This window comes from Candidatus Nitrosarchaeum limnium BG20 (assembly GCF_000241145.1).
Lineage (GTDB): Archaea > Thermoproteota > Nitrososphaeria > Nitrososphaerales > Nitrosopumilaceae > Nitrosarchaeum > Nitrosarchaeum limnae.
Genome location: NZ_AHJG01000096.1, coordinates 1 through 24,860 on the forward strand (window position 1 = coordinate 1; position 24,860 = coordinate 24,860).

A 24,860-nucleotide genomic window follows, 5' to 3' on the forward strand; every position below is an offset into this window, starting at 1 on the left:
TATGTACTAGCTGTTTACTAAGCCTTTTTTATACTAACAGCGCCTATTTTTAGATAAAAATTTGATATTTTTCATTTTCTAGTGTTTTTGATTAGATCGTTTTTGAATTTATTTTAAAACACATGTTACCTTTTTGCAGTAATTTTTGATCTATGTCTGTATTTAGACTCAGATTTTTTATATGAGTATGTGTGAATTACTTTATGTCAGATACATACAAAGTTGGTTTTACTTGTACGAATTGTAACGCAAACAAAAATTATGATGTTCCTAAGGGCGTATCTACTTATGATTTTAAGCAGAAAACTAAATGCTACAATTGTGATGTCGTGGCATTAGAAGCACAGAAAGAAACATTCTTTGAATAATTCTAAAAAATTATAGATTCTGATTGCAACCCATACAGTAGAGTTGTCCATCAGAGATATCGTGCCACTTCTTAGGATGTGAACAAGGATATGTTTCAGGTTCAATTTCTTCCAAAATCTTACCTAGGTAGTCCGCTTTTCCTTTTGCAATCAATGAAAAATCCTTGGTGATCTTATCCTCATACCCGACAATTTTGATTGTTTCAAGTTCTGCATTTCTAAGATTTTGTATCATTGCAACTGCTTTCTCAATCGTCATTGGTATAGATTGTTCTTATTGTAGTAATGTATTTCTAAAACTATTTTTTCTGAACTTCTTTGTGTCTGAAGCAATTAACGGTGTGGTCATTTACCATTCCAACTGACTGCATGAAAGCGTAACATATGGTTGGCCCGACAAACGTAAATCCACGACTCATCAAATTCTTGCTCATCATTTTGGACTCACTGCTTGCAGGTGGAATCTCACTCCACGTTTTGAACTTGTTTACTTTCGTCTTGTAATCCACAAATTGCCAGATGTACTCATCAAAAGTTTTGAACTCATCCTTCACTTCAAGAAATCTTCTTGCGTTGTTCACGAACGATTCAACTTTCTTTCTGTTCCTTACTATTCCGTCATCTTTCAAAATCGAATTGATGTCTCTCTTCTTGTACATTGAAATTTTTTCAGGGTTGAAGTTATCAAACACTTTTCTGTACGCGCTTCTTCTCTTCAAAATAGTGATCCACGAAAGTCCAGCTTGAGCTCCGTCAAGTAATAGGAACTCGAAGAGCTTCCTGTCTCTGTGTAGCGGAACTCCCCATTCCCTGTCGTGATATTTTTGGTGAATTCCTTCTTGAACCCAGTCGCATCTTTTTTTCACTTGTTTTGATTCACCCTTTGTGCTTTGATATTTTTCTGAGGTGCTCTCTGTACTCATCTCTGTTTGGAAGGTTGCCTTCCTTTGCCCACCTGAGCAATCTTTGCTTTTCAATTTCTAAAATATTTCTTCTTTTCAGCTCATTAGCAACAGAAGATAATTCGGCGTAAGTGCTGTACGGGATCTCATCCACTACCTCCTCCTCATTGAATATTGTTGCAAAGTCCACATAAGCTCTAATGCTTCTTATCGGTAAACTGAAGTCTCTCGAGTATGCTTCTTTGTAATTTTTTATTTCAAACTCGTTCTCAATTTTTTTATTAAAATCTGCAAGAATTTTTCCTGCTTTCCATCTTTGCTTTGAAGATATTTTTTTTAATTTTGTCTTGGCCGATTTTTCCACAGTTTTTGCTTGGTTTATCGCATCTGTGTATTTTTTCTTAAAATCTCTTATGCTCTCTCTTATCGAAGTACCGCTTGATTCAAAATCTTCCAAATTCATGATGACTTCAATTCCGCCTTTTCCCGTCTCATCAACTATCCAATCAATTTTCACCGGAATTTTTTTCCTGCTCTTTGCCATTACCACATTTCGTCCTTTGCCAGAGTAAGGAGCTCCGTCTGAAGATCGAAAGCTTCTACAGGCGACATTGATTTTTTCATGGTGGCGTTTTTAATTAAAACGCTTGTAAGGACAGACCCGATCCTTTGATTCCTAGCTTGAATATCGTTTTCATATTTGATGAAAAGAGGGTGTCCTATGTTTACAACAAGTTTGTTTGTGCTGGGATCTAACCATCCTTCTTTATTGTTATTCTCTCTGTCTGCAAAACCTAGCGAAAACCCTCCACCTCCTGCGTTCCCTTCGTTTGTTCCTCCTTTCGGAGTTCCAGAATGTGAACTACTTTTTCCTGAACCAGTGCCGCCAGAACCTCTTCCTGCTCCTGGACCTATGCCTCCCCTTGACTCTGGATTTAAGAAAGAGTACTTTGGATCTTTGAACAGCTTTTCAAAAAATTTGGTGAGCTTGTTGCTCTCCCACTTTGGAGGTGCCTTGTTGTCTTTGATGTATCCTTTTTTTTCTAATATGTTGAAAATTCTTCTATCCACCTCTTGCATTACTGGAGTTACAACCGTACCTGATCCTTGTTTGAAGTTTGTTTTGTTCAGGTTTAGCTGGTCTGAGATCTCTATGGCATTTACGTACACATGAAATCTTTTCATGTATAGCGGTTTGACATCGTAAATCCATTCTGGTTTCTTCGTTGTGATCACTTTTCCAGAAACATGGTACTGGATATTGCACTTGTTGTTTGGTATGTCGTCTTTGGTGACGATGAGTTTTGCAGGAAACTGCTTTCCCTTCACATTAACTGTAATTTCCATTCTGAGTTCTTTTTCAGGATTCCACGGCTTGATCTGTTCGTTGTTGATTTTGATTTTTAACCCTGATGAAATCGCAGGGCTGAACGTGTCGACCACAATTTCTTTCAAACTTTTTTCCAGATAATCAAAATCCTTCGGTTTTAACAGAACCTGATACAAAGTTCCATATTTTTTTATTTTAGGTGCTAAGTACACAGCTTTTAATTTATTGTTCTTAACGTGCATCTCTGAAGCAAAAGATGTTGTCCCGTCTGTAGTCTCTGTTGTGATTTTTGTTTCCCCCCACGCCGCCATGTACACCTTTGCTCCTATTCCTGCAAATCCTATACCGCTTCCCTTAGATTTGCTGGACCGTGCAATCACATGATAATCATCAAATTGTTGCTTGTTCATCGGTGGTCCGTTATTGTGAAATGAAATAACCCCTACACCATCACTTGTTTTGTATAGTTTTATATCAATTTCAGATGATCTGACATCTATTGCATTTGCTATAGCTTCAGTTACAACCATCTCGCTGTGGTTGTTATACGCGTCTAAGAAATCTTCAAGCGCGTGAAGAATATCTATTTTCATGTCGAACTCTTTTCCGACAGAGCTCATATCCTAATTTCCATATTCATAAATTAATAATTTCTTAAAGAAAAAGATTTTGGTTTATTGTCCTTTTTTATTTTTCTAAAAGCACAAGACAGCTCAGACAAATGCCTTTCAATCATCTTTCAGATATAACTCTGATTCTTCATCGCGTCTGACAAGTTTTCATCTGCGTGCTTTAAAACTTAGATTCTATTTTGATTCTGCGTATATTGTGCCGTAATCTTTCTCGCTGATGTGAATTACGCCACCCTGCATTGATAGCCCCCACTGCTCCTTGTTGCCGATAAACTCAAGTTTGCTGATGAGGGGTTTTATCATGACGGATTTTTTCCAAATTGATACGTTGCCTAGTTCTACTGTGTAGTCAATTCCGCCCTCTTCGCCTTTGATTGCAGATGCTGTCTCTGCTGTTCCGAGGCAGACTTTGTTGCCCTCACCTGCTTTGTAGAAAATCACTTTGTCGCCTGGCTGGATCTTTTTTCTATTCACCGTGTAGCTGTACACCGGCCACTCTTTCTTCTTGATTCTGCGGTTGAGCTCATCGTCAGTATTTTTTATTACAAAAATCCAAAAGTTCTTTGCCAACACAGGAGCTAGCGTATTTTCGATATATCCGTGTTATCAAACTGATTTATTTTTTATTGTGCTACATTCTAGCGACGTCTTTTTAGGTATGACGTTGTGACAACATGTGTGACCAGTCTCACGTTTTACGGGGGAGTAAACGAAATTGGCGGAAACAAAATTCTTCTTCAGGACAAGGACACAAAAGTTTTTTTAGATTTTGGCAAATCGTTTTCTCGAAGGGCTGCATACTTTGAGGAGTTTCTCAACCCGAGAACTTCAAACGGAATAGTTGACTTTCTTTCGATGGGGCTGGTTCCTGACATCAAAGGAGTTTACCGCGATGATCTCATGGTGATGGCCGGACGAAAGCCAGAGGAGCCAGACATTGATGCAGTGCTGCTGACACACGCCCACGCTGATCACGCTGATTACATTTCGTTTCTTCACGAGGACATTCCGATCCACATGGGCTCTGCGTGTCACCTCATACTCAAAGCTCTAGCAGAGCGTTCATCGAGAACTATTGAGAGAGAAATTTTAGATTACAAGCCGAGGCCGTACAGCGTAAAGGATGAACCGATTAAAAGAAAAATAAACGAGTTCAGAACTGGTGACAAGTTCAAAGTTGGCTCTCTGGAGGTGGAGCCGATTCACGTTGATCACTCTGTGCCAGGAGCTTACGGTTTCATCATTTGGACATCAGAAGGTCCGGTTGCGTACACCGGGGACATTAGGTTGCACGGAACTCACTCTGAGATGACAACTGATTTCATAGAGCGAGCAAAGGAGGTGAAACCAATAGCTCTGATTTCTGAAGGAACTAGAATTGCAGATGAGGAGAGAGAAGAATCAGAGCAGCTGGTGTACCAGCAGTCAAAGAAAACAGTTGAGGATACAAAAAACTTGGTGTTTGCAGATTTCAACTTCAAGGACGTTGACAGGCTTATGACGTTTTACAAAATTGCAAAGGAGACCGGAAGGAAGTTTGTGGTGAAGATCAACGATGCTTTTTTTCTGAAGCACCTGTCGCAGGACAAGCACCTCAGCGTTCCAAACATTGATGATGAAGACATCGTCATCTACCTGCCAAAGCGAGGATCTGGCCAGTACTCCGAAAAGGACTACAAGGGAAAGGACAAAGAGTTCATCGATCTACACAACGCTTGGACCGCGGAGCAGATTGCCCAGAGGCCTGACAAAGTTCTCTGCGCCATTGGGTTCTACAGCTTTACTGCGTTAATTGACATGATGCCGAAACCCGGAGCGAGGTACATCCACTCGTCATCGGAGCCGTACAACGAGGAGCAGAAGCTTTCAAAGGAGAGGCAGGACGCTTGGCTGAAGCACTTTGGCATGCAGATGTTCCAGAGTCACTGCTCCGGGCACGCAAGGGGTGGGGACCTTCTCACAGCAGTTTCGGAGATTGATGCGAAGATGCTGTTCCCTGTTCACACGGAGCACCCAGACGCGTACAAGAAAATTGCAAAGGGCATCACAATTGTGGAGGAGGGTGTGAAGTACGACCTCTAGCGATAGAAATATCCGTAACGTGTTTCAAGCAATTAGCGATGTCTGAAACTCTTTTTGGATCCCTTGGAACATCGGAGAGGGTGCTGAAGCTACTCCGATCAACTGAATCTTACGGCGGTCCGCAGTCAGTAGAAGATGTCTGCACAAACCTCAAGATGAAAAAGAAGAACGCTGCATCTATACTGTCAAGGCTCTGCAAGAGAGAAAAAATTGAAAGGATCGGAAAAGGCACCTACAAAATTGCAGGTGACGCAAGGCCTTACAACAAAAGCAAACCGCACTACAAACAATAAATTATTTTTTAGATCTTGGCGATTTCTCGTAAACTACTTTGGTGAGCGATCTAGTTTTTCTCTTGACATTTTTTTCATACTCCAGAACATCAACAAGTGAAACTAGTGAGTAAGGATCGTCTGGTATTCCGTCTGGCAGAATGCTTTTCACATCAAGCAGGTCAAACGTGTCCGGTAGCTTGCTGAGAATTTTTTTCAGCGGTGAGCTTGCTTTTTTTGGGTTACCTAATTTCATCATGTACGGTTCCTGAGATGCGCCGATAATGCAGCATATGTAGTCACCAGATTTGTTTTTGTAGTAGATGTGCGTTGTGTCTGTTCCGTTCTCAGAATCTTTTGAAAGTTTTTGAAAAATTATTTTGAATCCTTTTGGAATGTGATCTTCTACGTCGATGTGCGCATCTGATTTTTTACCTGACTGCACACCGTCAACCCACTTCACAGGGAAGTACAACGGGATCATAAAGTTTGATAGCATCATTTTTTCTTTCGCTCTTTTTTTTGCAAGCGACACGTACTCCTTTCTGATGTCGACGCCGATGTACTTTCTCTTCAAGCTGTTTGCAACTTTCACTGTCTGACCGCTACCGCACATTGGATCCAGAACAACATCTCCGGGCTTTGTGTACATCTGAATCAGCCTCCACGGAATCTGCTCCGGAAAAACAGCAGGGTGCTTTACTGCGTTTGGTGGTACCGGTGTGATGTCCCACACAGAAAGTGCAACCTGCCTCTTCATTGCTCTGTTCAGCGGAACTTTTGGCTCTGTCTCTTTCAGGAGGAACCTCGCTTTCTTTCCCTTCTGTAGCACAATGATGTACTCGTGCATGATGTTTGCTCTGTATCTGGTAGGAACTGGAATTTTTACAAACTGGCCGAACCTGTTTCCTGCACCGCTTCTGCCCGCGGTAACTTTGTTCCATATTATCATGTCGCGAAGGTGCCACCCCTCATCCTCATCTTTCAGGTCCACAAGCTTGGAAACAAGAAGGCTTGGAAGCGGCACCAGTGTTCCCTCTGACAGCTCGTCAGCAATCACTATGCAACAGAACCCCCCTGGCATTGTAACTTTTTTAACTTCAGAAAAAATTTCCTGCATTTCGTTAAGATAATCATCAAGTGTGCCTCCAACGTTTCCTCTGAACTCTTTCCCTTTTCCGGATTTCAAATTTTTTACATGTTGCGAGTAGTTGATTGCATTTCCGTAAGGCGGTGACGTGACAGTCAGCGCTACGCTGTTTAGCTTGATCAATTTAGAAAGAGTTTTGCTGTCAGCACAAACAACATCGTTTAGCACAAATTTTGTTTTCACGTTACTAAATGCATGAAGCGTAAGCTTTAAAGCTGTTTCTATTTTTCATCTATCTATTTTTTCTAAAACCATCTGTGCTACTTCTGAAAGCTTTGTTCCTAACCTCACTGGAACTGCTTCGCCTATCTGAGCTCTGACCTGTGAGCGATTTCCTTTGAACATATAATTATCTGGGAAAGTTTGAAGCCTTGCTCTTTCTCTGTTGGTTAGCATGCTTCTCCCTTTTTCGTAGTGGTAGCTCCATGTTCCTCCACCTCCGTAAGCCATGACAGTGTAAGCAGGTTTCAACGGATGAGATCTTCTGTATATGTTGCTCATCGTTCCCTTCACTTTCCATTTTGTTCCGCTTACAATTAGGTGATTCATGTCTGGTGGGATCCGTAGCATTCTTTCAATTACGGGTGAGCCTTCTTTTGGAATTTCGTTGCTGTTGTCCTCAAAATCTTTTCCTTTCAGGGGTTTTCCGTAGTACTCGAGATCTTCTAGAACTCTTCTGTGCTCCTCAAACGCTTCTTCAACTTCTTTGCGGTCATTGGGTTTGATGCCGTTTGCAAACATGTAGTCTTCCTCAATTTTGAATGTGAGTTTGTCCCACACGTTTTTCTTCCACTTTTTTGACTCTTCAGTTTTAGTTTCCTTTTCAACCCCCTCGTACTCTTTCATTACATCGCGATACTTCTGTGCAAGATTTGGAAGTGTTTCACCTTCGAAGACTTCCATGGCAGTTAGCGGGTATTTGCTTAGTAGCGAGTTTTTTCCTTTGAGAATTGCATTTGATTTTTCAGCAAAAATTTTTCCATCTTCTTTGCTGAACAAATCTTTTCTGACTCCTATTATGATCAGCCTTCTTCTTTTTTGCGGGACTCCGATGTTTGCAGAGTCTACGACATCGTTGAAAATCAGCGAGTAGCTCTCTGCATTGTTTGGACCATTGTTTATGTCGTGTTTGATCTCAGACCATCTGACATGAAGGTTCTCAAAATCCTCGGTGATTGTTTTGTATGCTGCCCCTCCGTTGGAGCTTCTGAGACCAGGAACATTTTCAAAAACAAAAACTTTGGGCTGCGTTCTTGAGAGTGCTCTGATGAAGTGTGAGTACAGCTTTCCGCGAACCATCTTTATCCCAAGCGTTTCTCTGCTGCCTCTTGTGATGGAAAAATCTTGGCATGGAGGTCCGCCAATCACACAGTCTATTTTTTTCAGAGATTGAAAGTCAACCTCAGTTACATCTCCTACAATGTAGCAAGGTGTCTTTGGATTTTTGTTGAACTCTTCAACTGTTAGAATCTTGGCATTGTGATTTAGTGAATACGTTTCAGCAGGAATTGGTAGTATATCGTTAGCAATTTGATTTTCAAATTTTTTTGTTCTTGTAAAGCCTGAATCCAACCCTCCTGCTCCTGAGAACAGTGTTGCAATTTTATACGAGCGGTTTATTTTTTTCATCTTTTACATCGTCCTCCGACATCTCATAATTAGAGGTAGTGCTGATCTAAAATTCGGTGCTGATGTAGATTCTTTTTCCATCCTCAACGAAAACCAAAGTGTCACCGTCTTTCACCTTCATCTTCTTTCGCACTTCTTCTGGCACTGTCACTTGAAATCTCACTGTTACTTTTGAGGACCCTAAAGCTTTGCCCATTTGTGGTGATTTGCAGCAATATGCATATTAAGAAAGCCAAGTATACCAAGATTACCAAGATTAAGTTATAATGTTTTACGCTCAGATCTTTCTTGCAAGCTCTTTGATTCTTTCCGATGGTGGTATCTTTACCATTGACTCTATGTTTCTTTTAGGGTACGATAAGTCATCCCTGTCTTTTGATGCAACTTTTGCGCCGACTTTAATGCGGTGGACTTTTTTACCCTCCAAGTGATATTCACCAAGCCACTTATTTTTTACAACGACGTCAGATTTGCAATCTATGAAAATAGTTTTCAGCTCCGTTTTAGTTTTCACCCCATCTACTTTTCTCCAGCTGTTTTTTGTTTCTTCATAAGCTTGAAAATCTCCGTGACATTCCAGTGTACCGAACTGGTGAGGGAACGGGACAGAATTGTTAATGCCATTTGTTGGGAGATCGCATTTACCATCTTTAACATTTAGACTTAAACGTTTGAAGTTCTTCTTTACATTTCCACTTGCATCGTAAGGCTTTGTGCCCTCTTGAAATATTTCCGGTGATGGCCAAGGTTCTCCTGATGGAAAAACTTTACCGTTATCAGCAAGTTCTTTCCCAGTAATTACGTAATCTATGTTAACCGAAAAATTTGATGCATCCTCAAAAAAATTAAATAGATCACCGAGAGATTTTTTAGACTTTAAAAAAATTCCAAGCAAATCGTTCTCTCTCTTGTTTTCATTTGCTCCTTCGTCCTCTTCACTTTTTTCTAAAATAGTTCCTTCTTTACTTCTGAGAGATGCATAGATGATGTAGATGTTCTCTTCATCATTTCCTACAAACTTTTTCATATCTTCAAACTGTGTTGTGTAAAGACCTACCCACTCAAAATTTTTTGGACTGTTCTTTACTTCAACAAAGCACTTTGGCTTTCTCTTCACTCCGTTCTCTACAATTTCCACAACATCTGGTTGTCCGTATTCAAACACGCTACGTATTTCCATATCTGGCGAAAATTCTTTTAATTTTTCGTGCTGTTTTAAAATTTCATTAACTCCAAGCTCAATTACTTTTCCAACAATGTTTGCGTCTATTATTGCACCCAGCCCTCTGTTTTGACTGGATGTTCTACCGCGTGTAACCTTGTCAGGATTTTGGTAGTATTTCACGCCAAACTCAAATGCCTCCTCCAGCATTTCAGATGTCAGCGCAGTTTTAAGGCTCACGAATGTACAATTTCAAATCAAGATTTAATCAGCGCCAAGTAAACCATGATTTCCAAGATATCCATGAAAAAGAAATCCAAATTAGCAGAGATGATAAAAAACAATTACTTGAAAAGCCTCCACAGTCTTAAACAAAAAAAATTTTCTAAGATTCTTTTGAAATGGAGAGGACAAAATAACTTTGATTCTTTGTATCCATGGCGTAACTCAAAAAACAGATACTATGTTCTCCTGTCTGAAATTCTGCTGAAAAAAACCACGCGGAAGCAAGTTGCTAGCGAGTGGAGCAACATAACTTCCCGCTGTAATGATTTTAATGATCTTCAAAATATAGATTTGAGAAAACTGAAAAAGGTACTCAAGCCGTTAGGTTTGGAACACACGCGTTCTAAGCACCTGAAGGATCTTTCAAAAAAAATTCTTGCTGACTTTAACGGCAAAGTCCCTGGAACAAAAAAAGAACTGCTGTCGCTTCCCGGAGTGGGCCCGTACACTGCAAATGCTGTTCTGTGCTTTGCGTTTGGACACGATGTTTCAATGCTTGACGTGAATATACTGCGAGTTATCAAGAGAGTTTTTTCATTGGATGAAAAGAACTCCAGAGAAGCAATTGATATGCATCTGTGGGAGTTTGCTGAAAAACTTCCGCCTGCAGGAAAAGGAAAAGAGTTTAACTACGCTATACTGGACTTTGCATCAGAAGTATGCACTGCAAAAAATCCTAAATGCAGTGAGTGCCCTGTGAACAAAATTTGTAACTTTGTAAACTAGCTTTTCATAAGCTCAACGAAGTACTCTTCCCAAATATCTTCTATGGCTCCACCGGATTCGTTCAGTCTGTTCATTGCGTCCACAAAAGCATCATCTGAGAATTTTTGAAGTTCTATCTCTGCTCTAAGCGTCACTCTGAAATTTTCTCCATCATCTTCAACTTCAAAAAAATCTAAATCTGATACTCCTGTTGCTCTGCTGATCTTTTCTTTTAGCTCATCTCTTTTTTCTGGCATCTGCTGAAAGAACTTTGTTCTCCTGTTCCCTCCAAGAATAATTCCAGATGCACAGCAAATTACCCCCGATCCCTTCATCTTAAACACCTCTTCGCTCTCTGCCTCAATTCCAGGAGGTCTTAAAAAAAGTCTAAATTCATCATCACGCATAGGTGATTCCCTTACACCGTATCCGTTGCTCTCAAGCATTTCTATGATGGTTTTTTTGGTATCAATAGGTGACACGCTGTAACGTGATAAAGCAGTACGATAATTAGCATTTGTGTTTTTTAAAAATTTATTCAGCAAACATTGCACGTGTTATGTGGCGCTTAGTTGGTCGTTATCATTACTTACTGTCTTTTAGTATGAAATCTCAAAAAACTAAACTGGCAATTCACTAACCAATTAATCAACCGCTCTATCTATATGAAATTTGATTAGTGATTAATTGATTAGAAATTTTGTATCTAAATTATAAATTTTTTTATTAAAATTTAATCAAAAATTAATCAAATCAAGACATTTTTAAATTGAAACTGTTCGTGTATACTCTAAACTTTTTTCAAGTTCCCTGTTTCTGATCATCTCTTCATAAAAATTTTCAGTGTTTTTGTATTTGGATAATACGTCTGGAGTTATAGGAGGTTTAGAAAACGATTCGTATAGTGCAATTTTGGGTGCTCTGGAATCTTTTAAAACTTTCATGACTCCTGGAAGCTCATTTGCCCAATCTAATACCCAAACACCATTATCGACTCCTTTTTTATGAGGAATATCATATTTTCTATACCATCCTGATCCGTTTCCATTCGTTACATAACTATCAATAAGAAATCCTGCACTTGGAGTTAGAGAAATTCCCATCCAATCATAATGTTCATACCATTTAGCAGCTTCATCTATTGCAGGTCCAATGATCATTGAACCTGAAGAATAAAACTCCCCCACACTAATTGCTCCTCTAAGATAAATTTTCTCTAATAGTGAATGACAAAAAGGATATGTTAGATGTGTTGCCATAAATGATAAAATATTTGCAGTGTCATCGCCCTCATATTCTATTATCAATGTATCTGAAAAAGAATGAATCTTAATGGAAATCTTGTTTGTAGGGATTTGAGAAATATCTTCTCTTAAAATTTCAAAATCTTCTATTATTGATTTCCATATTTTAATAACCTCATCTGTTTTCTGCCTTGCCCATATTCCTTTCACTCCTAAAATATCTATAAGCGCAATTGCTCCATGTTTTAACTTACCATCATGTGTTGACATTGTTTAATCGTCTGAAAAATGATAAACAGTGTTCATATATTTATTCAGCTGATATTTTAGCCGTCTTTGATTACCAATTTACTCAATACTGATATATAGAAATCATAATTTTCAAAGTAAGTTGGATTTTAAAGAGCAGGATGTTCTCAAAAAATTAAAAAAGGAAATGGATGGAGTTTTTAAAGAACCCACATTTCAATACCTGTTATTGACTTACGGTGATTGGAAAATACGAAATAAACTAAAAGGTTATCACAGAAATAAAATAATCAAAAATAACAATCCAGAAGTGGTCACAACGTTAACTAAATCTGCTTTTAAAGCTTGGTGTATTCATCTAGATAACAAGAAAAAAATATGAATCTCAATCAACTTGATCAAACTTTTGAGAAACTGCTTAGAGTTAATTCTATATCGGATCTTTATAACTTTCTTAAAAATGAAAAAACAAATAGACCGTATGTTAGAAAACGAAACCAAATAGGAAAAATTCGTATTGGTCGTGGATGGAGTAAAAAAGAACTGATATCTGCAGGATTGGCCGTAGGTCGCAAGAGAAAGTTTGGTCAATATGATTGTCGCAGAACATCATGTCATGATGTAAATGTTGAAATATTGAAAGAGATAGTTGACATTTCAGAGCCTTAAAACTTATCCTGTTTCTTTTTCCATCTGTTCCATAAATTGTTAAAGTATATTGGCTCACGTTCCTCGTAGCCCATGTTTGGAATTTCTCCATCAGTTTGCATCTGGACTAGTTCGTCTTTGATCTGCTTGAATGACTTTCCTTCTGTCTCGTGCATGTGATCAATTTTTTTTAAAATAGTTTCTTTGATCTTTCTTTTTTGATGTGAATTGGTTGTTGTACTCTGCTCTTTGGGAGCCTTTTTTGTATTGATTCTCCAAGTGATGCCAGTGTCCTTCTGAAAATCTTCAAGCGATGTCTTGTGGTGAAACGATGGCATGTCGAACCTCCACCTTGCAACTTCCCCGTTGATAAAAGTCAGATACCCGATGTTGTCTGGCATGTCGTCAACTCTTGGACGTCTGTCATTCAGATACTTTCTGATCTTGGGATGTTTCTCAAACCTCCACACCTCATCAGGTCTCTCGATATGCTTTCCTGCCTTTCGAAGTAGCCCAATTCTGTCTCGCTCTATTTTATCAAAAAGCCATCCCCAATCTGAGCCTAGAATGTTCCTTGATGCACGTTTTATCACCACAATGTTTGCCTGGTAGCGAACTCCTGCATAGAGGTCTTCAGGATTTTGGTAGTCTCCCAAAAACCAAGTCTTCATGTGCCTTGCCTCCGGAATAAAGTCGTAAATTGCTTTTTTCGATTTGCTAGATTCTCTCTCCCCTGATAATCTTGATGACGGTGCAACTGATCTCAACTCGTTAATCACAATTGCAATTTTATGCCACGATTTTTGCTGCTTGGTCCAGTGCTTTCTTGCTTTCCCAACATCTGATTCGGATAAAGGAGAGAATAATCCTGATTTGTTCATCAAGTATGGGATCATTCGTATGATTTCAGCTAGAGTGTCGAATTTGTCATTTGCATACTCAAAGATTGCAGGATTCATCACAACAATTCTTTTTTGCTCTCTCGCTTGTACTACAATTTCAGTAAATTGCTTTTGAAAAACTTCCTTTCTTGTTGCATTAGTTGGCGGTGTTATTGTTTTTACAACTATCTTTGGTATTGGAGCAAACTGTTTTGGCTTTTTCAATTTTTGCTGTACTAGTAATTGTTTTTCATCTCTAGTAATTTCTAGCAAGTACTTGCTGTACTCTTTGAGATCTTTCCAGTACTGCTCATTAAATCTATCCAGCGATTCTTGATCAATCTCAATGTAATCTGGAACAATCCATACTATTGGATATGATTTGTGACAATTGCAGTGTAATACATCCCCTTTTAGAAAATCCTTTCCTAATTCTTCTAATTTTACGTGTTCTCCAGCAACAGAAATTAATTTGTTATTTTTTATAATTTCAATATAATATGCAAACTCTTTTTCAAACATTCTATTTTGCTCTGCCCATTTTTTTAAAGGAATTTTATTTTCAAAGGCTTTAAGGATTAGTTTCATCTTGTCGTACTTTTCTTTACAGTCTTTGTTTACTGCCCAGTAAAGATTCTCAAAGCTTCTTGCCCCCCAGATGTGCCAAATGTTAATTCCTTCTTTGTACAGCTCTTCGGCAGTTTTATCCACTGCAACTCCTTTTCCAGCACCTCGCATTCCCTGAAAAAGAATTACCTGAGGCTCGTTTGTTTTCAACCATCCATCATCCATGAATTTTTGAGGCTTTTTTGACCTGAAACTAGGTGTAAAATCAACATTTTCAACCATTTATTCTCTAGATGATCCAAATTTGAAAAACCCAATGTCTGAGTATTATCTAGTGTAATCGTGTTTTGAAAATACCTCAAAAATATATCAAAATAATAAAAAACACCGTAAAAATGGCACTGTTTGATTAATCGTGTCTTGTTCTTCCTTTGATGGCTAATTAGACCTCATTATTGTCTAATCACTCAACACGAAATCTCGATTTTTAGGATAAACAATTTCTAATTCATCATTATCCCCAATTTCCATTTTTAACCATGTTTCTAATTCATCAGATGTAAATTCTATTTTATCAAACTGAATACTCTCAAATTTTTTTCCTGTAGGAAAATATTCAAATTCCTTTGACTTTGTTTTTTCACGAGAAATAAATCCATTGGATAATAATTGATTTATCAATTCTCTTGTACGATTCTGACTCAAATGTGTTACTTTAGTTAATTCTTTTATTGTTATGCCATCATCATTTGTTTTTGAATCATCTAATGTTGTATTTTGTACAGATATGGAATTATCTGACATTTTTTGTCTGTATAGAGCAATAAATTTTTCATAAATATCCATAGATGATTTATTAATTTTATTTATGGTCTGAGTAATTGCAGATCCTGCAATTTGTATTGCTTCTTGAAAGTCTGCAGGCTCTGCAATTATGGTGTATGTGTATAATTTTTCTGTTTTTCCAAATGAATCTACAACAAATTCTTCCCCCTTTTTATTTCTAATACACATTCTGTTTGTAACGTGCATGAATGCAACAACACATGTTAGATTAAGAATTTTAGGTAAATCACGTCGAATTGTAATATCAGTTATTGGAATTTTTGATTCTAATTTTAAACCAAAAGGAATTACTATGTCTCTTATTTGTTTTGCATGTTGCTTGAAAGTTTTTGCTAATTTTTTAAGTTCGCTTAATTCAGTAGTCCAATTGTTGTTTACTGCAAGTTGTCCATACGAATTAAAAATATGTGATATGATATTTTTTGTTTGTAATTCTGATTCGTCAACTTGCATTAGTAAGGTTCTGTTGATAGTTTCAGGATCTATGTTGTAGTTAGTTGAAGTTGAAATAAATACTGGTATTCCAGTAACCTGGAGAGTTTTAGGAAAGTTCTTTCCTCTATCATCTTTTTCTACTACTCCTATTTTGAGTACTCCTTCTGTCAACAAAAATTTTAGATTGGCAATGCTAACCTGTTTTTTGTCATTTGTACGCTCAATTTGCTCCATTTTGAGAATTTTTCCATTCATAATCATCTCTTGCCTATTGAGAAAGGCAGGCGTATAATCAGTAAAATCTATGACATCATCCTGAAATGGCATTAGAACTGTGTTTACGAGATTTGATTTTCCAGCACTTGATTGACTAGTGATTATAGCTGATAATCTATTTCTTCTAGGTAAATCTTTTGAGATGCATGCAAGACATAAAAGTTTGATATTATTGTCCTCTCCAATAATTCTTGCTCTATACCCATTAACCATCTCATCTAAAATATTTGGATTGTCTAAATCATAATTTTTAATCTTGTTAGTCATTTTGTTCATTATTATTTTTTATTTGTTGAATTTCTTCTGACAAGTACTGTAATTTACGTAAAATACTTTTTTGTATCTCTTCATAATGTGACATCTTTTTTTTAATTTCTGATGATCTATGATGGTGTAGTTGTAAACATGATTCATCCTCAAACCATTTTGTAACCCCATTTACTTTACTGTAGTAAATAGTCATATCACAAAAATTACATTTTTTTGAATACATCAATTGTTTCTCTCCAAAGTAATAATTTTTAAAATATTTTTATTAAATGGCATTTTATTGAAATGTTTTATGCATACATATACCGCATAATTTTTTGACGGCTTTCCGTTAAAGTAAATCAAATATTTTGATTTATCTGTGCAACACCTACCAACTAAAAAATCCTCTTCATTCATTTTCCCACCATTTTTAATTTTTTAACATCCTCGATATCTTCAATTGATCTTTGTTGTTGTAACGCAAGTGAAATTTTTTCCAAAATCTGAATTGTATTTTCTATTGATGGAAATTCATTTTCATCAATTCTATGTACCTGATGTAGATGTCGCCAAACATTTTCAGGTGACTTGAAAAGTTTTGAAAAACCTGTGCTTTTTAGACACTTGGGGCATTTGATTCTGCACCTTGTTTTATCTGTTCTACACCGTAAATAATTGGTTTTTTTACTTGTTTATGCGTAGAATTGCTATTGATCATATATTGTATTTACAGGAATTATAAATATAGTGGATGGATAATCCACTAGTGGATGGTTCGGAGATTAAACTATGGGAGAAATAACTTGGATGAGAGCGTAGACGATGTAATAGAATCATTCCTTAATCATATGGAATTTCCCCAAACTTTTGGTGATATTCAGAACCATCTGAAAAAAAGAAAAATTCAATACAAAAATTCCGAGAATGATCGATCAGGCCTTTCTCATACGTTAAACAGAATGATAAAAAAAAATAGGATTAAAAAAATTCCAAGAGATCCATCAAGCAAAAAACCGCGATACGTCTCACTTGAAAAATCCACTTTTGATGCAAGTTTTGATGGATTTATCATGAGGACAGAATATACTGCATTCTTGTACAAACCATTACCATACATGCGAGGAGATAGTGATATTGAAAATATTTTCAAAAGAAAAAGCCCACTAAACTATAAAGAAAAAAAAATTCAAAAACTAATCACGTTTTTAGGTATTCAGATCCTGTATTCTGTAATTACAAGCTATGAGAGACCTGTTAACCGAATTTCATCTAAAAAAATTAATAAAAAAAATCATGAAATGTGGTTAAAAAATGCTTTATCATTACACGATCCATTAGAACCGATTGGAGATATTGTTTCAGATTTATTATTAGAGGAATCTACTACAAATTTAAAAAAATTAATCAAGAAAATGTATCCTCATATAGCCGGACGTCTGGAATCTGCAGAAGATGGACTGGATGAATTAAAGAATGTTTTGAGAAATGGCTATTTGACAAGACCTGATTATGCTGTTAGAATGAGGGATTAATTGGGTATTTTTATTTGAAATTCAAATATGTTCTATGGGTAAAAAATTCAGCATTGTACTTCAAAAACCAAAATGTGTTAAATGCGGTTGTAGATTACAAGTAGATAAATCCGAAACTAACTACAACTCAGGTAAAATTGTAGCCTACTGTTTTAAACGAAAAAATCACGATGGATTTGTTTTAAAGTTTAAAATTTCATCAATGATGGTAAATACTCCTACTGCAGATTATGTTTTAAAAGTTGATCAAGAAAAATCGAAATTTATATAAAAATAATTTTTACGCACATAGAATTAGAAAAATAGTTTTCCGTTTAGGTTAGTTTTTTTAACATCGACAATGATATTCATATCTTACTTTCATAAAATATGGAAATTAATTATGATGCAATTGAATATGATTCAGAACATGAATGTAATAAGCCTAAATTTGAATTAAACAACCCTGAAATATTTACAAAAACAAGAAAAATTTTAGGAAATATTATAGTAAATAGAATGAAAACTAGTGGGGGTACTGATATTGATTGGTTAATTGAACATAATGGGCATTTTATTATTTGGGAGATTCGAACATTTAATGATGATATAGTTACTATATCCAAGGCACAAATGAATATGTTTCAAATTTTATTCAAACAACTAAAAAGTTGTGATTTCTTTTTTATTGCACATGATGATATAGATTTTAAAAATCCAAAGGATTCTGTATGGATTTTTTCTAACCGAGAATGGGAAAGAACCCTAAAAGAAAAATGTGAAAGTAATACAACAAATTCTAACAAATATGTTATTCATCGGTCCATATTGAAAAAAATTGATGTTAAAATTTTACGTGATATGATTGATGCGTCATGGGCTACTGTAATTAGGTAGTGTGTTTATTTTTATTTCTATTTCAGGAATTTTTTTATAAATTATTGAGAACACTTTTGCATTAAATTCTATGCCACAATCAAGATATGGTGCCAAATACTGAGCCACATTCCTACTTAGAAATCCTAATTCAGACTTATTCGAAGAAAAAACTTTGATGGCGTTTCTATCATATGCGTTATCGTAATCTCGCGATAATACTACAGTTTCTGATTCTTTAATTTTGTTAGCTACAACATATCTATTTTCAAATCTAATACCCGTTATCGATAACGGTGTTTCTATAATTTCTTCAAGTTTTATCTTATTTTTTAATAATGGATTTACTCCATTTCGATTTAATGCATTTGAGATATCTTCTAAAAATGGACTTTTTATTCCGAAATCTTTTTGAAGTGATTCTGAATCAATATTTGAAATCCACTCTATGAATTTTGAATATTCTGATTCATTTGATAAGGAAAGATATTTTGAAGAAATTCTTAGAGCTAATTTTCTAAATGGAATTCCCATCATCATACACCAACTTGCTTCATAGGTAGGAACACCGTATTTCACCATACTTGATAAGTAACGCATTTCATTTGGAACTTTTTCTTCACTAATATTGAATATCTTTTGAGCAATTTGTAAAAATGATGAAATCCCCCATGGAAGTTTATATCCAAAATACTCTTCAATGAATTTTGCTATTTCTGTTTTATCTTGTGATTTCACTGATGAAATTAATTCATTAATATCATCACCCATAATCCATTTTTTAAGTAGATCTAAAACATCTCCATCAAATGTGCTTATAGGTTCCATTTCTATAATTTCACTAAGTGCATCTAATATCATAGATAAAAATTCTAAATTATTTTCAACACTCGGAGAATTATAAAATTGTTTTATTGTTGAAGAATTTAATTCAATAAAATTTTTTAATACAAGACAACTACTTGATGATAATCCTGTAGATGAAAATACTCCTATAAATTCTGCTGGCACTTCTTGTGAAATTTTTTCAGAAATAGTTTTGAAACCTTGTATTAATAATTTTATTTCAGATGTGTTTTTAGACTGAAAATTCACTAATGATGATTCTATAATTTCATCTATCACTTTATTTAATGAATCAAATCCTCCCTCTTCCATTAATAACGCCAAAACTTCAGCATCTATTTTTTCTCTAAGAGAATTTATGCTTAGACGTTCACCTGCTAAATCATTTAAAATTTGAAATAATGCGCTTCGTACATGTTCTAATTTGTTTCTTTGAGAAAGATAATAAGAATAATCTGCCTGATCTTCTGGTGTGTTTATGATATGAACTGTTGTTCCTTCAGTTTCTTGACCTGCTCTTCCTGCACGTCCTGCAACATTCCAATAATCACTCACAGAAATCATTTCTTGAGTGTTATCCATTCTACGTCTTCTACAAGAATGAATTAGAATTGTTTTTATTGGAAGATTTACTCCCTGCGCCAATGTATTAGTTGAGACAATTACTCTGAATTTTTTATCTCGAAAATCACTTTCTATGCTTCTTCTGAGTATGTCTGGAAGTCGCCCATGATGAATCGCAATTCCATTTTGTAAAAGTTGGGTTATGGGATGATCATTACCTAGCCATTCTTTTGAAATTGTTAATGAGCGAGAATCATTATGTTGAAAATGGCTTGGAAGTTGTTCTTCTATATCCTTTGTAAGTTCTATTCGTTTTAGAAGCAAATTTGCTATTGATAAAACCCAATTCACTTGTGTGGTAAAAACCAATACGGGTCCAAGATCTGAAAATTTATACGCTAATTCAGCTGCAGTCTGAGTTTTTGCAGTGGTAGGAAATACTGTATTTCTATACCTCCCACTCTCTTTGTTCTTAATTCTATATTTTTTATGAGTGATTATCCCAGGTACGAAATTATCAATTAGTTTATTTTCTTTTCTTGGTTCATATCGTAAAAGACCTGTATTTTTCCTAGATGACCATTCAAATCTTGCATGTTGTTGAATTGATGGTCTCCAGTCTGATTTAATTTCATCTTCAGCAGTTCCATTAAACCATAAAAGATATTCTTGTACCGTTTCTTCTGATAAAACAGCAGAAATAAAAATAAATCTTGTGTTGATTAGTTTTCTTTTTAATCGTGTAAGCAATAGTTCTAGCTTTATTCCTCTTTTATCATCATCTATTATATGCCCTTCATCTAAAATGAATAATTTCACATCATCAAGTAATTCTGAATGGGATCTAAGAACTAAATCTAATTTTTCTGGAGTTAAAACAAGAACATCTGCATCTTCGATTAATTTTTTTTCAAATGGATCTTGTTCATAAGTTCCAACAATTGTTGAAACACGAAAACCTAAATCTCCGAATAAATTTAAGAAAGTATCTTCAAGCTCTGATACTAATGCACGATATGGTGCTACATAGATACATTTTTTCCCAGGATTTTTAGCTAACATTTGGACCATTGCAAGCTCAGCTATTCTGGTTTTTCCTGCACTAGTTGGCATCTTGATTACTTTATTTGAATTAGAATTGAATAATCCTGAATCTATTGCATTTTTTTGTGAAGGCCATATCTCAGATATAGACGTACTTTGAAGTAAATCATCTCCTATCCCTCTTGCCAATAATCTTAAGTATCTATCCCAAACTAAGTTTTCTTGTTTAATATCTCCTAAAATTTTCCATGTTGAAGTTTGGATCATGGGTTTAACCAAACTTCTAATTTTTCGTACAAGATTGGAATCTTCTATCATAAATAATTCAGAAAAAAGTTTTTCAGAGTTTGAAAATGATTTCTCTGCTTTTTCTATACTTGATTCATTACCACGAAGAAAATAATCTGTAATATTCTGATATCCATCAGCTAATGAGGCTAATCCTAATTTTCTAATGACCTCAAATTCATTATCTGTCTCTGTAGGTTCTTGCATACATTGTTGACATTGTATTCGAAGTTGTAAGAAATGTCTTTGTAGAAACAGACTAGATAGATAAGATGTAGAATTATCATTTTTCATGATTTTTGAAGCCTTTCGTGCAAGACATGTTGCATTAGCCTGATATCCAGCCAATTGGTAACATACTGCTGAATTCATTAATGCCAATACTGGATCCATTTTTTCATGTAGGCGTGCAAGATTTTCCCAAAGAGTTGCTAACCGTAATGTTGACTGACCAATATTCTTCAGGTGTTCTGGATTTTCTAATGCCATATTTTGAATCATTAAACTAAGTGTAGTTGCATTTCTAATTATGACTGATTCATTATAATTCCAAGCATAAGAAGGCATATCATCTGTAATTTCTTTCAACATCGATTTAGACGTAATTTGTGCAACATCATTTTGGAAATCATCATCTCCTGAAGATGATGCTATTTGCTCAATCCATTTTTTGGGAATACTACTCAATTGGCTTCCATCCTTTTTTTTCATACACTGTTTTTACTACTTTTTCTAGTTCTTCAATTCTTATTAGATCCACCGTTAACTCTGGTGTTGACTTGGTATGAATATCATTTAACTTTGTTAAATAATTTTCATTCCATTTTGCATTATCATATGTTGCTGCGATACGATAGGAATCGTTTGGTTTGTCTTTAATGAGTGTATATTCAATAAATGCTTCTTGTAATGGATGTTTTTCATCAATTAATCTGAGAATTATGAAAGACAATATGTCTGAAAAACCACTCTTTTTTTCTTCCATAAGTTGGCTATGTGCTTCAATAATTTTATTTGAATCTGATGTTGTAGTTAATTTTGATTCTATGAAACTCATTTCTATAATTTTTTGTCCTTCAAGTTTTACTGCAATAATATCACATCTGGGCAAGCTCTGATCTGATGAAATTGCATATCTCCATTTTTTAATTGGAATTACATAGTCAAAAAAGGTCTCTAGGACAGAACTTTCTAACATTTCTCCAAATTTTCCTTTTTTCATATTTGAAGTTCGAGTAAGTCTAGGTGTAATTATGGATTCAAGAATTTTATTCCATCCATATTTTTTTGCAAGCTTTTTGGCAGTATCATACCCAACTGATTCATTAATTATGATCTTGGAAAAAATTTCATTTATGTTTTCTAAATCTCTTGAATTTTTTTCATTAATGTTTACAACGTTGAAACGAAATGTTCCTGATGGTCTTTTTGATACTTCTAACCAAGTCTTTAACATGTAGACATCACAGTATTCTATTCTAAAAACACTATGCTTAATCTAAGCATGTTAAACAGCCTAATCTAAAATAATATCTACTCTTTTTTATACATAATATGAATATCTTATCTTATGTGTTTTCAAACTAATAATTTATTTTCTAATTTTAAGATCTTTAAATCAAGTTTTAAAACATGTATGCATGAACCCCACATCATGTCTCATATCATTTTCTAAACTTTTAAGGTTCATGCCTAACCATGTACTGACAATATCCAAACAATCCTGATTGCTCAGTTAAGATATTCCGCTCCAACCTAATCTAGGCATAAGCCCCAGAAATCATATCTTTTTGCTTCCCAAAATCACCCTAAAACAGAAGAATCGTGTTAAACAAAACATAATTAAAATAATTCAAACAAATTACTGAGGATTAAAAAATGTCAGATATTGAATTTTTAATTGATGAAAATATTTTAGGTTTGGATAGATTTCTGGATGGCTACGAGATAAAATATCGCAAAATTGGCGATCCTGATTGTCCTAAACGCGGATCTAAGGATCCAGAAGTAGCAAAATTTGCTCAAAAGAACAAACTTGTGGTTCTTACAAATGATGACAAGCTCACCAAACAATGTGACTTATTAGATGTCGAATATCTTTTCATGGATTTAAGAGATTTTGCTAAAAAAGTTAACGAGTACTCAAAATCACATTAAACATCTATTCTGTTGTTTCTTTAAATTAATAAAACAAATCATCTGTAGTTTTGACTCATGATATTTTACTCAATCTAAGTTACGTGCATTCTCTCAAATCGTTTCTGTACTTGTAGGAATAATGCTGTCTCTGATCATATCTTTTTGTATCAATCTCTTTACTTCCTCACGTAACGACATCACTTCGTTCTGAAGCACCTGCACATTTGCACTTTTCTTCATGTTGTTTGAAATGTTGGAAAACACATTGATCTTCGATGATGCTTTTTTGAACTCCTCTCTGATGTTTTCTGGAAATAATTCCACCTGCTTTTCATACGAGTCTTTGGGTCTGTGGCCTATGCAGTGGTCTGCAACATCTATCCTGCATCCAGAATCAATTAGGATTGATTTTAAGAGATCCCGTAACTCATGAGAGTCCTTCTCGTACTTTTCTCTGAGGCTATAGCTCTGAAGCTTTCTCTGAATTCCAGCAGTTTTTGCCATTCTCTGAAACGTTCTCCTCATTCCTTGAATGGATACTGGTTCTCCTTTTGGATTTACAAACAACGGCTCTCCTTCCTGAAGTTTTCCTGTCTTGTTTATTCTGATATCCAAGTGATTTTGAATTGCAGTTACTGCGTCTCTGTCCAAAAATCCAAGATGGGAAAAACCTGTCTTGATTCTAGTCAGCCTTATTGGAACCGGGCATTTATCCAAATCCCACTTTGTGTGAATGTCAGTTCCAAACCACTTTACCATCTGCTCCCATGCTTGAAAGTTGAATCTGTCTACAAACGTAGAGGTATCTAATCCTCTGTGAAACTTGCACAGGATCATTGCCTTTTGTGCCGGAGTTGGCCTTCCAACTGTTAGCATTTTGAGTAAATCATCTAGGTCTAAGTTTGGCTGATCATCTTCTTGGTCAGTTACCTTGTGAGTTGATTTGGAATCAAATCTAAAATTAATTGGAGAATCGTTTTTCTCAAAGTATGCCTTTATTGCGCACTGCTCTGAAGTTACGGTGCTTGCCCTCTTGTCTTTGTTTTTTGGATCTAAAAGATAACTCTTGATTACTTTTGCAAAGTCCTGCTCTGAGTTATGCGATTCAATGTACAGTTTGTAAAATGATTCCAATCCTTCCAGCTTGATTTTGGTCTTTTGTCTTTGAAAAGAATCAGAGGACACTTGCCGCAGTTGAGAGTATTCAAATTCTTTTCCCTGCAGCCAGTTTGAAAATCTCCATAAAGCATATGTGTAGTTTTTTTGAGTTGATGAAAGTCCTAGTTCTTTGATGTTTTTGAGCTTTGATCCTCTCAGCTGTCTGATAAAATATGCAACCGTTTCCTGCTTGCAAAACTCTTCAAAATTCGTAGATTTTGGTGGAATGTTTTTTAGAACTCCTATCTTCTCCCCGGTTCCAAATGTCAGGCAAACCAACCTCTGGTAGAGATTCAGTGATTTGAATTTAGTTTTGTTTTCATCTAGGAACTGCTTCTGCGTTAGAATTTGACCTTTTTTTAAAACAGACAGGCACTCTGCTTCTTTTGCATTTATTGGAACTGTGTATTCTTGTGAATAATCAAACTCTTGGATTACTTTGTATACTTTGTCTCTTGGCACGGGTAATCTGTCATTTACAATATAAAAAAGCCAAGGTATTGACCGACTATAAACTCC

The 24,860-nt window shown here is 35.5% G+C and carries 28 protein-coding genes; 10 read left to right on the plus strand and 18 right to left on the minus strand.

Annotation, left to right across the window (positions count from 1 at the left end; genetic code table 11):
• Positions 1–203 precede the first annotated feature (203 nt).
• A complete protein-coding gene (locus BG20_RS12345; RefSeq protein ID WP_157999264.1) occupies positions 204–368 on the plus strand; it encodes a hypothetical protein in 165 nt (54 codons plus the stop codon).
• A gap of 10 nt (positions 369–378) precedes the next feature.
• On the opposite strand, the gene BG20_RS02910 is transcribed toward BG20_RS12345, so the two are convergent.
• From BG20_RS02910 to BG20_RS02930, 5 genes are all read right to left on the minus strand, one after another.
• Positions 379–627, minus strand: a complete 249-nt coding sequence (locus tag BG20_RS02910) for a hypothetical protein (RefSeq protein WP_010190723.1) — start codon at positions 625–627, stop codon at positions 379–381.
• A gap of 40 nt (positions 628–667) precedes the next feature.
• Complete coding sequence (locus BG20_RS02915; protein ID WP_010190725.1) at positions 668–1,234, minus strand: DNA-3-methyladenine glycosylase I; 567 nt, start codon at positions 1,232–1,234, stop codon at positions 668–670.
• Between the two features lie 10 nt (positions 1,235–1,244).
• Positions 1,245–1,814 carry a hypothetical protein gene (locus BG20_RS02920; RefSeq protein WP_010190727.1) on the minus strand — a complete coding sequence of 190 codons (570 nt, stop codon included), beginning with the start codon at positions 1,812–1,814 and terminating at the stop codon, positions 1,245–1,247.
• A complete protein-coding gene (locus BG20_RS02925; RefSeq protein ID WP_010190729.1) occupies positions 1,814–3,220 on the minus strand; it encodes an ATP-binding protein in 1,407 nt (468 codons plus the stop codon). The genes BG20_RS02920 and BG20_RS02925 overlap by 1 nt, the downstream gene beginning before the upstream one ends.
• Positions 3,221–3,406: 186 nt before the next feature.
• On the minus strand, positions 3,407–3,802 hold the full coding sequence (locus tag BG20_RS02930) for an EVE domain-containing protein (RefSeq protein WP_157999265.1): 396 nt from the start codon (positions 3,800–3,802) through the stop codon (positions 3,407–3,409).
• Positions 3,803–3,910: 108 nt separating this feature from the next.
• Between BG20_RS02930 and BG20_RS02935 the strand changes: the two genes are divergently transcribed.
• Both BG20_RS02935 and BG20_RS02940 read left to right on the plus strand, forming a co-directional pair.
• Complete coding sequence (locus tag BG20_RS02935) at positions 3,911–5,314, plus strand: MBL fold metallo-hydrolase (RefSeq protein WP_010190732.1); 1,404 nt, start codon at positions 3,911–3,913, stop codon at positions 5,312–5,314.
• A 38-nt stretch (positions 5,315–5,352) separates the two neighbouring features.
• Complete coding sequence (locus BG20_RS02940; protein WP_010190734.1) at positions 5,353–5,607, plus strand: hypothetical protein; 255 nt, start codon at positions 5,353–5,355, stop codon at positions 5,605–5,607.
• A gap of 1 nt (position 5,608) precedes the next feature.
• Here the strand turns inward: BG20_RS02940 and BG20_RS02945 are convergent, their stop codons facing one another.
• The 4 genes from BG20_RS02945 to BG20_RS02955 all read right to left on the minus strand — a co-directional run bounded on the left by BG20_RS02945 (position 5,609) and on the right by BG20_RS02955 (position 9,767).
• Entirely contained in the window at positions 5,609–6,919 is a 1,311-nt protein-coding gene (locus BG20_RS02945; RefSeq protein ID WP_157999266.1) for a DNA-methyltransferase, read from the minus strand.
• Positions 6,920–6,964: 45 nt separating this feature from the next.
• Positions 6,965–8,365, minus strand: coding sequence for a DNA cytosine methyltransferase (locus BG20_RS02950; RefSeq protein WP_010190737.1), 1,401 nt, complete (start codon positions 8,363–8,365; stop codon positions 6,965–6,967).
• 46 nt (positions 8,366–8,411) lie between these two features.
• On the minus strand, positions 8,412–8,561 hold the full coding sequence (locus BG20_RS13960) for an AbrB/MazE/SpoVT family DNA-binding domain-containing protein (protein ID WP_010190738.1): 150 nt from the start codon (positions 8,559–8,561) through the stop codon (positions 8,412–8,414).
• 81 nt (positions 8,562–8,642) lie between these two features.
• The gene (locus BG20_RS02955; protein WP_010190740.1) at positions 8,643–9,767 is read right to left on the minus strand and encodes a hypothetical protein; all 1,125 of its coding nucleotides are present in this window, start codon (positions 9,765–9,767) and stop codon (positions 8,643–8,645) included.
• A gap of 63 nt (positions 9,768–9,830) precedes the next feature.
• Between BG20_RS02955 and BG20_RS02960 the strand changes: the two genes are divergently transcribed.
• Positions 9,831–10,538: an HhH-GPD family protein gene (locus tag BG20_RS02960; RefSeq protein ID WP_010190741.1), complete on the plus strand. Its 708-nt coding sequence runs from the start codon at positions 9,831–9,833 to the stop codon at positions 10,536–10,538.
• Here BG20_RS02960 and BG20_RS02965 read toward each other — a convergent pair.
• Together BG20_RS02965 and BG20_RS02970 are read right to left on the minus strand one after the other, a co-directional pair.
• A complete protein-coding gene (locus tag BG20_RS02965) occupies positions 10,535–10,999 on the minus strand; it encodes a hypothetical protein (protein ID WP_010190742.1) in 465 nt (154 codons plus the stop codon). The two genes, BG20_RS02960 and BG20_RS02965, sit on opposite strands and share 4 nt — an antisense overlap.
• A gap of 282 nt (positions 11,000–11,281) precedes the next feature.
• Positions 11,282–12,031, minus strand: a complete 750-nt coding sequence (locus BG20_RS02970; RefSeq protein WP_010190744.1) for a hypothetical protein — start codon at positions 12,029–12,031, stop codon at positions 11,282–11,284.
• A 121-nt stretch (positions 12,032–12,152) separates the two neighbouring features.
• Between BG20_RS02970 and BG20_RS02975 the strand changes: the two genes are divergently transcribed.
• The gene (locus tag BG20_RS02975) at positions 12,153–12,392 is read left to right on the plus strand and encodes a hypothetical protein (protein ID WP_010190748.1); all 240 of its coding nucleotides are present in this window, start codon (positions 12,153–12,155) and stop codon (positions 12,390–12,392) included.
• A complete protein-coding gene (locus BG20_RS02980; protein WP_010190751.1) occupies positions 12,389–12,679 on the plus strand; it encodes an eL13 family ribosomal protein in 291 nt (96 codons plus the stop codon). Before BG20_RS02975 ends, BG20_RS02980 begins: the two co-directional genes overlap by 4 nt.
• On the opposite strand, the gene BG20_RS02985 is transcribed toward BG20_RS02980, so the two are convergent.
• The 4 genes from BG20_RS02985 to BG20_RS12350 form a co-directional block, all read right to left on the minus strand.
• On the minus strand, positions 12,676–14,388 hold the full coding sequence (locus BG20_RS02985) for a hypothetical protein (protein WP_010190753.1): 1,713 nt from the start codon (positions 14,386–14,388) through the stop codon (positions 12,676–12,678). The two genes, BG20_RS02980 and BG20_RS02985, sit on opposite strands and share 4 nt — an antisense overlap.
• A gap of 177 nt (positions 14,389–14,565) precedes the next feature.
• Positions 14,566–15,930, minus strand: a complete 1,365-nt coding sequence (locus BG20_RS02990; protein WP_133936191.1) for a DNA primase — start codon at positions 15,928–15,930, stop codon at positions 14,566–14,568.
• Entirely contained in the window at positions 15,923–16,156 is a 234-nt protein-coding gene (locus tag BG20_RS02995; RefSeq protein WP_010190758.1) for a hypothetical protein, read from the minus strand. Before BG20_RS02995 ends, BG20_RS02990 begins: the two co-directional genes overlap by 8 nt.
• Entirely contained in the window at positions 16,156–16,332 is a 177-nt protein-coding gene (locus tag BG20_RS12350; protein ID WP_157999268.1) for a hypothetical protein, read from the minus strand. The genes BG20_RS02995 and BG20_RS12350 overlap by 1 nt, the downstream gene beginning before the upstream one ends.
• Positions 16,333–16,718: 386 nt before the next feature.
• Between BG20_RS12350 and BG20_RS03000 the strand changes: the two genes are divergently transcribed.
• From BG20_RS03000 to BG20_RS03010, 3 genes are all read left to right on the plus strand, one after another.
• On the plus strand, positions 16,719–17,447 hold the full coding sequence (locus tag BG20_RS03000) for a hypothetical protein (protein WP_010190760.1): 729 nt from the start codon (positions 16,719–16,721) through the stop codon (positions 17,445–17,447).
• A gap of 34 nt (positions 17,448–17,481) precedes the next feature.
• Positions 17,482–17,718, plus strand: a complete 237-nt coding sequence (locus BG20_RS03005) for a hypothetical protein (RefSeq protein WP_010190762.1) — start codon at positions 17,482–17,484, stop codon at positions 17,716–17,718.
• Between the two features lie 98 nt (positions 17,719–17,816).
• The gene (locus BG20_RS03010) at positions 17,817–18,323 is read left to right on the plus strand and encodes a hypothetical protein (protein ID WP_010190764.1); all 507 of its coding nucleotides are present in this window, start codon (positions 17,817–17,819) and stop codon (positions 18,321–18,323) included.
• On the opposite strand, the gene BG20_RS03015 is transcribed toward BG20_RS03010, so the two are convergent.
• Positions 18,300–21,731 carry a DEAD/DEAH box helicase gene (locus BG20_RS03015; RefSeq protein WP_157999269.1) on the minus strand — a complete coding sequence of 1,144 codons (3,432 nt, stop codon included), beginning with the start codon at positions 21,729–21,731 and terminating at the stop codon, positions 18,300–18,302. The genes BG20_RS03010 and BG20_RS03015 overlap by 24 nt on opposite strands.
• Complete coding sequence (locus BG20_RS03020; protein WP_010190768.1) at positions 21,724–22,500, minus strand: Hachiman antiphage defense system protein HamA; 777 nt, start codon at positions 22,498–22,500, stop codon at positions 21,724–21,726. The genes BG20_RS03015 and BG20_RS03020 overlap by 8 nt, the downstream gene beginning before the upstream one ends.
• A 422-nt stretch (positions 22,501–22,922) precedes the next feature.
• On the opposite strand from BG20_RS03020, the gene BG20_RS03025 reads away from it, so the two are divergent.
• Positions 22,923–23,201 (plus strand): hypothetical protein, encoded by a 279-nt coding sequence (locus tag BG20_RS03025; RefSeq protein WP_010190770.1) that lies wholly within the window; start codon positions 22,923–22,925, stop codon positions 23,199–23,201.
• A 93-nt stretch (positions 23,202–23,294) separates the two neighbouring features.
• Here BG20_RS03025 and BG20_RS03030 read toward each other — a convergent pair.
• Positions 23,295–24,860: tyrosine-type recombinase/integrase (locus BG20_RS03030; protein ID WP_338032788.1), on the minus strand; the 1,566-nt coding region annotated here is incomplete at its 5' end.

Coding starts and splice junctions, on each gene's coding strand:
- BG20_RS03005 (WP_010190762.1), top strand. CDS start 17,482: ATGGGTAAAAAATTCAGCATTGTACTTCAAAAACCAAAATGTGTTAAA.
- BG20_RS03025 (WP_010190770.1), top strand. CDS start 22,923: ATGTCAGATATTGAATTTTTAATTGATGAAAATATTTTAGGTTTGGAT.
- BG20_RS03010 (WP_010190764.1), top strand. CDS start 17,817: ATGGAAATTAATTATGATGCAATTGAATATGATTCAGAACATGAATGT.
- BG20_RS02920 (WP_010190727.1), bottom strand. CDS start 1,814: ATGGCAAAGAGCAGGAAAAAAATTCCGGTGAAAATTGATTGGATAGTT.
- BG20_RS02960 (WP_010190741.1), top strand. CDS start 9,831: ATGAAAAAGAAATCCAAATTAGCAGAGATGATAAAAAACAATTACTTG.
- BG20_RS12350 (WP_157999268.1), bottom strand. CDS start 16,332: ATGAATGAAGAGGATTTTTTAGTTGGTAGGTGTTGCACAGATAAATCA.
- BG20_RS02985 (WP_010190753.1), bottom strand. CDS start 14,388: ATGGTTGAAAATGTTGATTTTACACCTAGTTTCAGGTCAAAAAAGCCT.
- BG20_RS02910 (WP_010190723.1), bottom strand. CDS start 627: ATGACGATTGAGAAAGCAGTTGCAATGATACAAAATCTTAGAAATGCA.
- BG20_RS02990 (WP_133936191.1), bottom strand. CDS start 15,930: ATGACTAACAAGATTAAAAATTATGATTTAGACAATCCAAATATTTTA.
- BG20_RS12345 (WP_157999264.1), top strand. CDS start 204: ATGTCAGATACATACAAAGTTGGTTTTACTTGTACGAATTGTAACGCA.
- BG20_RS13960 (WP_010190738.1), bottom strand. CDS start 8,561: ATGGGCAAAGCTTTAGGGTCCTCAAAAGTAACAGTGAGATTTCAAGTG.
- BG20_RS02970 (WP_010190744.1), bottom strand. CDS start 12,031: ATGTCAACACATGATGGTAAGTTAAAACATGGAGCAATTGCGCTTATA.
- BG20_RS02995 (WP_010190758.1), bottom strand. CDS start 16,156: ATGTATTCAAAAAAATGTAATTTTTGTGATATGACTATTTACTACAGT.
- BG20_RS02980 (WP_010190751.1), top strand. CDS start 12,389: ATGAATCTCAATCAACTTGATCAAACTTTTGAGAAACTGCTTAGAGTT.
- BG20_RS02950 (WP_010190737.1), bottom strand. CDS start 8,365: ATGAAAAAAATAAACCGCTCGTATAAAATTGCAACACTGTTCTCAGGA.
- BG20_RS02925 (WP_010190729.1), bottom strand. CDS start 3,220: ATGAGCTCTGTCGGAAAAGAGTTCGACATGAAAATAGATATTCTTCAC.
- BG20_RS02940 (WP_010190734.1), top strand. CDS start 5,353: ATGTCTGAAACTCTTTTTGGATCCCTTGGAACATCGGAGAGGGTGCTG.
- BG20_RS03020 (WP_010190768.1), bottom strand. CDS start 22,500: ATGTTAAAGACTTGGTTAGAAGTATCAAAAAGACCATCAGGAACATTT.